Origin of the sequence: Citrobacter sp. wls711 (assembly GCF_005281055.1) — a bacterium.
Classification (GTDB): domain Bacteria; phylum Pseudomonadota; class Gammaproteobacteria; order Enterobacterales; family Enterobacteriaceae; genus Citrobacter; species Citrobacter gillenii.
Map to the genome: position 1 here is coordinate 17890 of NZ_SZXC01000077.1, position 13162 is coordinate 31051.

Below are 13162 nucleotides of genomic sequence, written 5' to 3' on the forward strand. Positions count from 1 at the left end.
CAGATTTAACATTAATTGACTTACAATTTGATACTGCTGTTTGTACTACATTTTAAATGTACACGTTTACCACAGATAATATTGGAGAATGCTACTAACGAACCTTCCTCTATTTACCGTTAAACATATTTCGCCAGCTTGATGAATTCACTCAAGAATGGCGGCCTAAACAAGTACACTTCCCCTCGCGACATATACTCTTTGATGCGTTGCCTGACTTCCCTTGCGATTGCTCAATCATAAAAACCGCAAACATTAACTTTTAAATCATGGCCTTACATCGTCGCGCTTACTTTACTTTTTGCGATTACATATATCAACTACGTAGCCTTAAAGCATCGTCGATGTGAAATAAAATAACTTCAACGTCGACTACCCCATACAACAAAATACTTCGTGGCCTTTATCGCAAACCCCCTATCGAACTCTACTAACTCTTACTGCTTTAACAGCTAACTACTCTTTCGCTGCTGTTAAGTATTAACATACGGATTTTAAAAACAGTGTCAATACTGTTTTTAATGACATGTCTTTATTGACAGTACTCATAAGACTGCATGTCAGGCAAAAAAAAACCCGCCGAGGCGGGTTTTTCATTACGGTCAGCAACGATTAATCGTTGTTAGAACCGCCCAGACCTGCGTTCAGCAGTTCTGCCAGGCTGGCAGACGCATCTTCCGCAGTAACCTGAGGCGCTGCCGGCTGTTCGCCCGCTGCGCGACGGCGCATACGATCCTGGTGGTACGCATAACCGGTACCGGCAGGGATCAGACGACCCACGATAACGTTCTCTTTCAGGCCACGCAGTTCGTCGCGTTTACCCGCAACGGCTGCTTCGGTCAGGACACGCGTGGTCTCCTGGAACGATGCGGCAGAGATGAACGATTCGGTTGCCAGAGACGCTTTGGTGATACCCAGCAGGTCGCGAGAGTAAGTTGCCGCAACTTTGCCGTTCGCTTCCAGATCGCGGTTAGCAATCTTGACGCGGGAGTATTCAACCTGTTCGCCTTCCAGGAAGTCGGAGCTACCAGCACTGTCAATGGTCGCTTTACGCAGCATCTGACGAACGATAACTTCAATGTGTTTATCGTTAATCTTAACGCCTTGCAGACGGTAAACGTCCTGAACTTCGTTGGTGATGTAACGCGTTACCGCGTGTACGCCACGAAGACGCAGGATGTCGTGCGGTGCTTCCGGACCGTCGGAAACCACGTCACCACGTTCTACACGTTCACCTTCGAACACGTTGAGCTGACGCCATTTCGGAATCATCTCTTCGTACGGTTCGCTGCCGTCTAACGGGGTGATAACCAGACGACGTTTCCCTTTGGTTTCTTTACCGAAGGAAATGATGCCGCTGATTTCCGCAAGGATAGCGGGCTCTTTCGGACGACGTGCTTCGAACAGATCCGCAACGCGTGGCAGACCACCGGTGATGTCCTTGGTACCGCTTGATTCCTGAGGAATACGCGCCAGAGCATCACCCGCACTGATCTGGATACCATCTTCCAGCTGGACGATTGCTTTACCCGGCAGGAAGTACTGCGCAGGCATATCGGTACCTGGGATCAGAACGTCGTTACCGTTAGCATCAACAATTTTCAGTGCCGGACGCAGGTCTTTACCACCTGCAGTACGCTCTGCAGAATCCAGAACCACCAGAGAAGACAGACCGGTCAGCTCGTCGGTCTGACGAGTAATGGTCTGGCCGTCGATCATGTCAGTGAAGCGGATGAAACCACTTACTTCAGTGATGACAGGCATGGTATGCGGATCCCAGTTTGCTACGGTTTCGCCGCCAGTAACCTGTTCGCCATCGCCTTTCGCCATAACAGCACCGTAAGGCACTTTATAGCTCTCTTTGGTACGACCGAATTCGTCGATCAGTTTCAGCTCGGTGTTACGCGAGGTCACTACCAGTTTACCGGCAGAGTTCACAACCGACTTCGCATTGCTCAGACGGATGCTACCTTTGTTTTTCACCTGGATGCTGGATTCAGCAGCCGCACGAGATGCCGCACCACCGATGTGGAACGTACGCATCGTCAGCTGTGTACCCGGTTCACCGATGGACTGTGCCGCGATAACGCCGATGGCTTCACCTTTGTTGATGATGTGGCCACGTGCCAGGTCACGACCATAGCAGTGCGCACATACACCAAAGTCGGTGTCACAGGATACAACGGAACGTACTTTGACGGAGTCAACAGAGTTCTCTTCCAGCAGGTCACACCAGTGCTCGTGCAGCAGCGTGTTGCGTGGAACCAGAATATCCGCGGTGCCCGGCTTCAGAACGTCTTCAGCAGTCACACGACCCAATACGCGATCGCGCAGCGGCTCTTTAACGTCACCACCCTCGATAACCGGGGTCATGGTGATGCCTTCCAGGGTGCCGCAGTCATCTTCAGTCACAACCAGATCCTGCGCGACGTCAACCAGACGACGTGTCAGATAACCGGAGTTTGCTGTTTTCAGTGCGGTATCCGCCAGACCTTTACGCGCACCGTGAGTAGAGATGAAGTACTGGAGTACGTTCAGACCTTCACGGAAGTTCGCGGTGATTGGCGTTTCGATGATGGAGCCATCCGGCTTCGCCATCAGACCACGCATACCTGCCAGCTGACGAATCTGTGCTGCAGAACCACGCGCACCGGAGTCGGCCATCATGTAGATGCTGTTGAAGGAAACCTGCTGCTCTTCGACGCCGTCACGGTTAATAACAGTTTCGGTTTGCAGGTTGTCCATCATCGCTTTGGATACACGATCGTTCGCCGCAGCCCAGATATCGATAACTTTGTTGTAGCGTTCGCCCGCGGTAACCAGACCAGACTGGAACTGCTCCTGGATCTCAGCAACTTCAGCTTCCGCTTCTGAGATGATCTCGTATTTCTTCTCTGGGATAACCATGTCGTCAATACCAACAGATGCGCCTGAGCGCGCTGCATAGGCAAAGCCGGTGTACATGGTCTGGTCAGCGAAGATAACGGTCGGCTTCAGGCCCAAAATGCGGTAACAGGTGTTCAGCATTTTGGAGATAGCTTTCTTACCCAGCGCCTGGTTGACGATGGAGAAAGGCAGACCTTTCGGTACGATCATCCACAAAATAGCACGGCCAACGGTCGTGTCTTTAATGCTGGTATGCGCAACGAATTCGCCGTTTTCATCTTTTTCGTATTCGGTGATACGCACTTTAACGCGCGCATGCAGAGAGGCCAGGCCAGCGCGATAGATACGCTCAGCTTCTTTCGGGCCAGTCAGCACCATGCCTTCGCCTTTGGCGTTAACACAGTCACGGGTCATGTAGTACAGACCCAATACAACGTCCTGAGACGGAACGATGATAGGTTCGCCGTTCGCCGGGGACAGGATGTTGTTGGTAGACATCATCAGCGCACGCGCTTCGAGCTGGGCTTCCAGCGTCAGCGGTACGTGAACAGCCATCTGGTCACCATCGAAGTCGGCGTTATATGCCGCACAAACCAGCGGGTGCAGCTGGATAGCTTTACCTTCGATCAGTACCGGTTCAAATGCCTGGATACCCAGACGGTGCAGTGTTGGTGCACGGTTCAGCAGTACCGGGTGTTCGCGGATAACTTCGTCCAGGATATCCCAAACGACAGCTTCTTCACGCTCAACCATTTTCTTAGCGGCTTTAATGGTGGTGGCGAGGCCACGCAGTTCCAGCTTGCCGTAGATGAACGGTTTGAACAGTTCCAGTGCCATTTTCTTCGGCAGGCCGCACTGATGCAGACGCAGGTATGGACCTACGGTGATAACAGAACGACCGGAGTAGTCAACACGCTTACCGAGCAGGTTCTGACGGAAACGACCCTGCTTACCTTTGATCATATCGGCCAAAGATTTCAGAGGACGTTTGTTAGAACCGGTGATCGCACGACCGCGACGACCGTTATCCAACAGGGCGTCAACCGCTTCCTGCAGCATACGTTTTTCGTTACGTACGATGATATCTGGCGCAGCCAGATCCAGCAGACGTTTCAGACGGTTGTTACGGTTAATGACGCGACGATACAGATCGTTCAGGTCAGAAGTCGCAAAACGACCACCATCCAGCGGAACCAGCGGACGCAGATCTGGCGGCAGAACCGGCAGAACGGTCAGGATCATCCACTCTGGCTTGTTGCCAGACTGTACGAACGCTTCCAGCAGTTTGATACGCTTGGTCAGCTTCTTACGCTTGGTTTCGGAGTTGGTTTCGTTCAGCTCTTCGCGCAGAGTTTCACACTCTTGCTCCAGATCCATGCTCTTCAGCAGGGCCTGGATAGCTTCCGCACCCATCTTCGCGTCGAATTCGTCACCGAACTCTTCCAGCGCGTCCAGATACTGCTCTTCAGTCAGGATCTGTTGACGTTCCAGATTGGTCATACCGCCTTCGATAACAACATATGATTCGAAGTACAGTACGCGTTCGATATCACGCAGCGGCATATCGAGCAACAGACCGATACGGGACGGCAGTGATTTCAGGAACCAGATGTGCGCAGTCGGAGACGCCAGCTCGATGTGGCCCATACGCTCACGGCGTACTTTAGTCTGGGTCACTTCAACGCCGCACTTCTCACAGATCACACCACGGTGTTTCAGGCGCTTGTACTTACCGCACAGGCACTCGTAATCTTTTACTGGCCCAAATATACGGGCGCAGAAAAGGCCGTCACGCTCAGGTTTGAACGTACGGTAGTTAATGGTTTCCGGCTTCTTAACTTCACCGAAAGACCATGAACGGATCATGTCTGGCGAGGCCAGAGCAATTTTGATCGCATCAAACTCTTCGGTTTTAGTCTGCGCTTTCAGAAACTTTAATAAATCTTTCACGGATTTGCTCCCGTCGGAGTTAGCACAATCTGGCGCCGGGTCTTACCCCGGCACCAGTGACCTGTTTGAGCGAGAGTTACTCGTCTTCCAGCTCGATGTTGATACCCAGCGAACGAATCTCTTTCAACAGTACGTTGAAGGATTCTGGCATGCCTGGTTCCATCTGATGGTTGCCGTCCACGATGTTTTTATACATCTTGGTACGACCATTCACGTCATCAGACTTAACGGTGAGCATTTCCTGCAGGGTGTATGCCGCGCCATATGCTTCCAGCGCCCACACTTCCATCTCCCCGAAGCGCTGACCACCGAACTGAGCCTTACCACCCAGCGGCTGCTGAGTAACCAGGCTGTAAGAACCGGTAGAACGCGCGTGCATCTTGTCATCAACCAAGTGGTTCAGTTTCAGCATGTACATGTAGCCAACGGTAACCTGGCGCTCGAATTGCTCACCAGTACGACCGTCGAACAGTGTGATCTGACCAGAAGTCGGCAGGCCACCCAGCTGTAACAGTTCCTTGATTTCAGACTCTTTCGCACCGTCGAAGACCGGCGTTGCGATCGGCATACCTTTTTTCAGGTTTTCAGCCAGACGCAGAACTTCTTCATCACTGAAGGTATTCAGGTCAACTTTCTGACGAACGTCGGTACCCAGATCGTAGGCACGCTGGATGAATTCGCGCAGTTTGGCGACTTCTTCTTGCTGCTTCAGCATGGCGTTGATTTTCTCGCCGATACCTTTCGCAGCCATACCCAGGTGGGTCTCAAGGATCTGACCGATGTTCATACGCGATGGTACGCCCAGCGGGTTCAGTACGATATCTACCGGCGTACCGTTAGCATCGTGTGGCATATCTTCGATCGGGTTGATCTTAGAGATAACACCCTTGTTACCGTGACGACCTGCCATTTTGTCACCAGGCTGGATCCGACGTTTAACCGCCAGATAAACCTTAACAATCTTCAGCACGCCTGGTGCCAGATCGTCGCCCTGAGTGATTTTACGGCGTTTCGCTTCGAGTTTTTTCTCGAATTCGTGTTTCAGTTCGTCGTACTGCTCAGCCAGCTGTTCCAGCTGATTTTGTTTCTCTTCGTCGGTCAGGCCGAGTTCCAGCCAGCGATCGCGCGGCAGTTTGTCGAGCTTCTCAGCTTCAACGCCACCGGCAACCAGCACCGCGTAGATACGGCTAAACAGGCCAGCTTCGAGGATCTGCAGTTCTTCAGACAGGTCTTTCTTCGCCTGCTTCAACTGCATCTCTTCGATTTCCAGCGCACGTTTGTCTTTTTCTACGCCATCGCGAGTAAAGACCTGCACGTCGATAATCGTACCGGAAACACCGTTTGGTACACGCAGAGAAGAGTCTTTAACATCAGACGCTTTCTCACCGAAGATGGCACGCAGCAGCTTCTCTTCTGGGGTCAGCTGGGTTTCACCTTTCGGCGTTACCTTACCTACCAGAATGTCGCCGCCGGTGACTTCTGCACCAATGTAAACGATACCGGACTCATCCAGTTTGGAGAGCGCTGCTTCACCCACGTTCGGGATATCAGCGGTGATCTCTTCCGGCCCCAGCTTGGTGTCACGGGACACACATGCCAGTTCCTGAATGTGGATGGTAGTGAAACGGTCTTCCTGAACAACACGCTCGGAAACGAGGATGGAGTCTTCGAAGTTGTAACCGTTCCATGGCATGAATGCCACGCGCATGTTCTGACCCAAAGCCAGTTCACCAAGGTCGGTGGACGGACCGTCTGCCAGCACATCACCACGTTCAACCGGCTCGCCCAGAGAGACACACGGCATCTGGTTGATACAGGTGTTCTGGTTAGAACGGGTGTATTTGGTCAGGTTATAGATGTCGATACCCGCTTCACCCGCATGCATCTCGTCTTCGTTAACTTTGATAACGATACGGGAAGCATCAACGTACTGAACGGTACCGCCACGCTTAGCAACAGCAGTAACACCGGAGTCAACGGCAACAGCACGCTCCATACCGGTACCAACCAGCGGCTTATCAGCACGCAGAGTCGGAACCGCCTGACGTTGCATGTTCGCACCCATCAATGCACGGTTGGCGTCATCGTGTTCCAGGAACGGGATCAGGGACGCACCGACGGATACCACCTGCTGGGTGGATACGTCCATGTAGTCAACCTGGTCACGGCTGAACAAGCTGGATTCGCCTTTGCTACGACATGTTACCAGGTCTTCTACAAAGTGGCCTTCGTCATCCAGGTTGGAGTTCGCCTGAGCGATAACGTAGTTGCCTTCTTCGATAGCAGACAAGTAATGAATTTCGTCGGTAACAACACCGTCAGTCACTTTACGATACGGCGTCTCAAGGAAGCCATATTCGTTAGTCTGTGCGTACACGGACAGGGAGTTGATCAGACCGATGTTCGGACCTTCAGGGGTTTCGATTGGACATACGCGACCGTAGTGAGTCGGGTGTACGTCTCGAACTTCGAAGCCTGCACGTTCACGGGTCAAACCGCCTGGGCCGAGGGCAGAGATACGACGCTTGTGCGTAATCTCAGACAGCGGGTTGTTCTGGTCCATAAACTGAGACAGCTGGCTGGAACCGAAGAACTCTTTCACTGCGGCAGAAATCGGCTTGGCGTTGATCATATCCTGAGGCATCAGGGTATCCAGATCGCCCAGAGACAGACGCTCTTTCACCGCACGCTCTACACGTACCAGGCCAACGCGGAACTGGTTTTCCGCCATTTCGCCAACGGAACGGATACGACGGTTACCGAGGTGGTCGATATCATCGACTTCGCCTTTACCGTTACGGATATCGATGAGCTTCTTCATCACTTCGATGATGTCGTCTTTGCTCAGGATACCGGAACCTTCGATCTCGTCACGCAGCAGAGAACGGTTGAACTTCATACGACCAACCGCAGACAAGTCATAGCGGTCTTCGGAGAAGAACAGGTTCTCGAACAGGCTTTCAGCAGCTTCGCGAGTCGGCGGCTCACCAGGGCGCATCATACGGTAGATTTCTACCAGCGCGCTCAGACGATCGTTGGTTGGGTCGACGCGTATAGTTTCAGAAATATATGCACCGTGATCCAGATCGTTGGTAAACAGCGTTTCGATACGCTTGTGACCAGACTGGCTCAGCTTAGCCAGCAGATCCAGGCTCAGCTCCATGTTCGCTGCGCAAATCAGCTCACCGGTTGATGCGTCAACGTAGTCTTTAGCCGCAACTTTGCCCGCGATGTACTCAACTGGAACTTCGATAAGCTTGATATCGTCTTTTTCCAGCTGACGAATATGGCGCGCAGTGATGCGACGACCTTTTTCGACGTAGATTTTGCCGTTGGCTTCGATATCAAAGGAGGCGGTTTCACCACGCAGGCGTTCCGGCACCAGTTCCATCTGCAGCTTGTTGTCACGAATTTCGAAGACAACTTTCTCAAAGAACAGGTCAAGGATCTGTTCAGTGGTGTACTGCAGCGCACGCAGAATAATGGTCGCTGGCAGTTTGCGGCGACGGTCAATACGTACGAACAGGTTGTCCTTCGGATCGAATTCGAAATCCAGCCAGGAACCACGGTAAGGAATGATACGCGCGTTATAAAGCACTTTACCCGAAGAGTGGGTTTTACCCTTATCGGAGTCAAAGAAGACGCCTGGGCTACGGTGCAACTGGGAAACAATAACACGCTCGGTACCGTTGATGACAAAGGTACCGTTGTCAGTCATGAGTGGAATTTCACCCATGTAGACTTCTTGTTCTTTAATGTCTTTTACGGTGCCTTCCGGCGCTTCGCGCTCGTAGATCACCAGACGCAGTTTGACGCGCAGCGGTGCGGAATAAGTCACGCCACGGATCTGACATTCCTGAACGTCAAAAACAGGTTCGCCAAGGCGGTAGCTGACGTACTGCAGCTCAGAATTACCGCTATAGCTTTTAATAGGGAAAACGGAACGGAAAGCTGCTTCCAGACCATACTGCCCTTCAGGATCTTGCTCGATGAACTTCTGAAACGAGTCAAGCTGGATAGAAAGGAGATAAGGTATGTCCAACACTTGCGGACGTTTACCAAAATCCTTACGAATACGTTTTTTCTCGGTATAGGAGTAAACCATTAGGGTTCCTCAGCTCGCTGACAAGTCGACCCATCTGTCCGACGAAGGGACAGTTTGTGCAACACTATTTTGTTGACCGGAAAATCGAATACTTTCCGCAATGCCTGTTGCTATCACGCTTAAACCATTTCGTTGCGATTTACACAGAGCGGAGGCTCTGTCGCAATATATTAAGGCGTCGATAGAAACAAACATTGAAAGGCACAACAGTAGTCAAACAGTGTGAAATGCTACTGGCGCCTTACAGCGCAAAAAGGCTGGTGACTAAAAAGTCACCAGCCATCAGCCTAATTTCTTAGGCTGCAACTAGAAAAGTTGGCTTATTTAACTTCAACTTCAGCGCCAGCTTCTTCCAGAGATTTTTTCAGTGCTTCAGCGTCATCTTTGCTCACGCCTTCTTTCAGAGCGGCCGGAGCAGATTCTACCAGGTCTTTAGCTTCTTTCAGACCCAGGCCAGTTGCGCCACGTACTGCTTTGATTACTGCAACTTTGTTCGCGCCGATACCTTTCAGAATCACGTCGAATTCAGTTTTTTCTTCAGCAGCTTCAGCCGGGCCCGCAGCTACAGCTACAGCAGCAGCAGCAGAAACACCGAATTTTTCTTCCATTGCAGAAATCAGTTCTACAACGTCCATTACGGACATAGCGGATACTGCTTCAATGATTTGATCTTTAGTGATAGACATTTAAATTGTTCCTGAAAATCAGAATAAGTTTATACGTAAGCAGATGCTTAATAAAGATAACTGCGATTAAGCAGCTTCTTTCGCATCGCGAACAGCAGCCAGAGTGCGAACCAGTTTGCCAGCCGAAGCTTCTTTCATGGTTGCCATCAGGCGTGCAATTGCTTCTTCGTAGGTCGGCAGAGTTGCCAGGCGATCGATTTGCGATGCCGGGATCAATTCACCTTCAAAGGCTGCGGCTTTGACCTCAAATTTTGCATTCGCTTTCGCGAAATCTTTGAACAGACGAGCAGCTGCGCCCGGGTGTTCCATAGAATATGCAATCAGGGTCGGACCAACGAACGCGTCTTTCAGGCACTCGAACTGAGTACCTTCAACAACACGGCGCAGCAGGGTGTTACGAACAACACGCATGTATACGCCGGCTTCGCGACCTGCTTTACGCAGTTCAGTCATTTTGTCTACAGTAACGCCACGGGAATCCGCAACTACTGCAGACAGCGCGCCTTTGGCTACTTCGCTGACTTCAGCAACAATCGCTTGTTTGTCTTGAAGATTTAAAGCCATTAGCTTTGCTCCTGGATGTTTGCCGGGACTCATGTCCCGGAACTCACTTCACTCTTCCCAACGGACAGAGCGTCTTAATACGGTGAGCAGAAACAAGCCAGAGTATCAGAAATAATCTTAGCGTTCTGTCACCGTCTACGCAGGGCATTAAGCTTCTTTCGAAACACCTGCGGTCTTCGACGGAGGCCTGGATAGGCCAGGCTCCAACGAACAAATCTTGTCTATCTGTCGCTATTCAATCTGTGACGGCGTTGACTGCCTTCGTTCACACCAGTCACATAGTTAACTATGCTCCTGGCGATTCACTCAGTTGTCGCCTTGCCACAGCCTGAATATCTTGGATATACGTCTGCAATTAGCAGAAACGTGGGGGTAAGATTGTAGACAAAATCACCGCCCACGTAAAGGCGAATATTAGTTCGCCACAGTCGCGGTCAGACCGGACTGATCAACGGCAACACCAGCACCCATGGTGGTGGAGATGCTAACTTTCTTGATGTACACGCCTTTAGCCTGAGTCGGTTTCGCTTTTTTCAGCGCAACCAGCAGAGATTCCAGGTTTTCTTTCAGTTTGTCAGCGTCAAAATCCACTTTACCGATGGTAGTGTGGATGATGCCGTTTTTGTCGTTACGGTAACGAACCTGACCCGCTTTAGCGTTCTTAACCGCTTCAGCAACGTTAGGGGTTACAGTACCAACTTTCGGGTTTGGCATCAGGCCACGCGGACCCAGAACCTGGCCCAGCTGGCCAACAACGCGCATTGCATCCGGGGAAGCAATAACAACGTCAAAGTTCATTTCGCCTTTCTTGATCTGGTCAGCCAGATCTTCCATACCTACCAGTTCAGCGCCAGCAGCTTTAGCAGCTTCAGCGTTTGCGCCCTGGGCAAATACGGCTACGCGAACGGAACGGCCAGTACCGTGCGGCAGTACAGTTGCACCACGTACGTTCTGGTCAGATTTACGAGCATCGATACCGAGGTTAACGGCAACGTCAACGCTTTCTACGAATTTAGCAGTGGCCAGCTCTTTCAGCAGAGCAATAGCTTCGTTGATATCATACTGTTTAGTTGTATCAACTTTGTCACGGATCACGCGCATACGCTTGGTCAGTTTAGCCATTTCTTAATCCTCCACTACCAGGCCCATGGAACGTGCAGTACCTTCAATGGAGCGAGTCATCGCTTCAATGTCGGAACCAGTCATGTCGGCAGCTTTGGTCTGCGCGATTTCCTGCAGCTGGGCGCGGGAAATTTTACCCACTTTGTCTTTGTTCGGCTTACCGGAACCAGACTTGATACCAGCCGCTTTCTTCAGCAGAACTGCTGCCGGAGGCGTTTTGGTAACGAAAGTGAAAGAACGGTCAGCGTAAACGGTGATAACAACCGGGATCGGCAGACCTTTCTCCATAGAATCAGTTTTTGCGTTAAACGCTTTGCAGAATTCCATGATGTTCACGCCTTGTTGACCCAGTGCTGGACCTACCGGCGGGCTCGGGTTAGCCATACCAGCTGCAACCTGCAGCTTGACATAGGCTTGGACTTTCTTAGCCATTCTAAATTCCTCTAGTTGGGTTATAGCGCCTCAAAAAGGCTCCCCGTGATAAAATTCGTTTTACGGATGCTATCCATAAAAACAAAAGGCGCGAAATTGTATTCCAATCTCGCGCCTTGTGCAACGATTAAATCGCCGCTTTTTTGATCGACTTGTTAGGCTTTCTCAACCTGAGCGAAGTCCAGCTCAACCGGCGTTGCACGACCGAAGATAGATACGGAAACCTTCAGACGAGACTTCTCATAATCCACTTCTTCAACTACGCCGTTAAAGTCAGCAAACGGACCGTCGCTAACGCGAACCATTTCGCCCGGTTCAAACATCGTTTTCGGACGTGGCTTATCGCCAACCTGCTGCAGGCGGTTCATGATCGCATCAACTTCTTTGTCGCTGATCGGAGCTGGACGGTCAGACGTACCGCCGATGAAGCCCATCACACGCGGCACGCTGCGCACCAGGTGCCAGCTCGCATCGTTCATGACCATCTGAACCAGTACGTAGCCCGGGAAGAATTTACGTTCGCTTTTGCGACGCTGGCCACCACGGATTTCGACCACTTCTTCGGTCGGTACCATGACTTCGCCAAACAACTCTTCCATATTTTGTAACTTGATATACTCACGCAGCGATGTGGCTACGCGGCCTTCAAAACCGGAAAACGCCTGAACGACGTACCAGCGCTTTTTAGGGGCTTCAGACATCTTAGAACCTCAGGCCAGTGATAAAGGATACCAGGCGAACCAGAATACCATCCAGTCCCCACAGGATCAGTGACATAACTGCGGTAACCGCAGCCACAATCAACGTGGTGTGCAATGTTTCCTGGCGAGTCGGCCAAATGACCTTACGGACTTCGGTTCTCGCTTCACGGGCAAAAGCAACGGTCGCTTTACCTTTTGTTGTCAACAGCGCGACACCACCCGCTGCAGCAATTAGAATCACTACGGCCAGCGCACGCAACGGCAGCATCATGTCACGATAAAGGTAGTTGCCCACGATAGCTACAAGCAGCAATACAGCGACAACAACCCACTTCATCGCTTCCAGGCCGCGCCCGCTTCCTTGAGCTTCGGTATTCGCACTCATAAACCAACCTGTCAGAAGTATTCTACAAACATTTTCACCCCGCGTAAGCGAGGCAATCCAAACCGAAATGCTCTGGTGCGTTTCGGACTAAACGCCCTCTTCAGAGCCTGTCTCAGCAATGATTATGGCAAAAAAAATCACTGATGAGCCAGGTTCTGGTTCGACAGCGTATAAAAAGGGCATCAAATGATGCCCTTTTATTGCGCATTGCGTCAAATAATATCAGCAATTAGCTCATTACTTTGGCAACAACGCCTGCGCCAACGGTACGACCGCCTTCACGGATTGCAAAACGCAGACCATCGTCCATCGCGATCGGGTGGATCAGGGT

Annotated in this window: 9 protein-coding genes; all 9 read right to left on the reverse strand. The window is 51.3% G+C overall.

The genetic code is table 11. From position 1 onward, the window contains the following. Positions 1-612: 612 nt before the first annotated feature. Positions 613-4836 carry a DNA-directed RNA polymerase subunit beta' gene (gene rpoC, locus FDW98_RS21510; RefSeq protein ID WP_096758780.1) on the reverse strand — a complete coding sequence of 1408 codons (4224 nt, stop codon included), beginning with the start codon at positions 4834-4836 and terminating at the stop codon, positions 613-615. 76 nt (positions 4837-4912) lie between these two features. After that, positions 4913-8941 carry a DNA-directed RNA polymerase subunit beta gene (gene rpoB, locus FDW98_RS21515; RefSeq protein ID WP_096758781.1) on the reverse strand — a complete coding sequence of 1343 codons (4029 nt, stop codon included), beginning with the start codon at positions 8939-8941 and terminating at the stop codon, positions 4913-4915. Between the two features lie 320 nt (positions 8942-9261). Then, positions 9262-9627, reverse strand: a complete 366-nt coding sequence (gene rplL, locus FDW98_RS21520; protein ID WP_049842133.1) for a 50S ribosomal protein L7/L12 — start codon at positions 9625-9627, stop codon at positions 9262-9264. A 66-nt stretch (positions 9628-9693) separates the two neighbouring features. Then, positions 9694-10191, reverse strand: coding sequence for a 50S ribosomal protein L10 (gene rplJ, locus FDW98_RS21525; RefSeq protein WP_007704673.1), 498 nt, complete (start codon positions 10189-10191; stop codon positions 9694-9696). A 414-nt stretch (positions 10192-10605) separates the two neighbouring features. After that, positions 10606-11313, reverse strand: coding sequence for a 50S ribosomal protein L1 (gene rplA / locus FDW98_RS21530; RefSeq protein WP_096758782.1), 708 nt, complete (start codon positions 11311-11313; stop codon positions 10606-10608). 3 nt (positions 11314-11316) lie between these two features. Further along, a complete protein-coding gene (gene rplK, locus FDW98_RS21535) occupies positions 11317-11745 on the reverse strand; it encodes a 50S ribosomal protein L11 (protein WP_003033122.1) in 429 nt (142 codons plus the stop codon). Positions 11746-11900: 155 nt separating this feature from the next. Beyond that, entirely contained in the window at positions 11901-12446 is a 546-nt protein-coding gene (gene nusG, locus FDW98_RS21540) for a transcription termination/antitermination protein NusG (RefSeq protein ID WP_003033125.1), read from the reverse strand. Position 12447: 1 nt separating this feature from the next. Further along, a complete protein-coding gene (gene secE, locus FDW98_RS21545; protein ID WP_003033128.1) occupies positions 12448-12831 on the reverse strand; it encodes a preprotein translocase subunit SecE in 384 nt (127 codons plus the stop codon). 229 nt (positions 12832-13060) lie between these two features. Continuing rightward, positions 13061-13162 (reverse strand): hypothetical protein (locus FDW98_RS21550; RefSeq protein WP_170975229.1); only part of this gene is annotated, 102 nt, incomplete at its 5' end.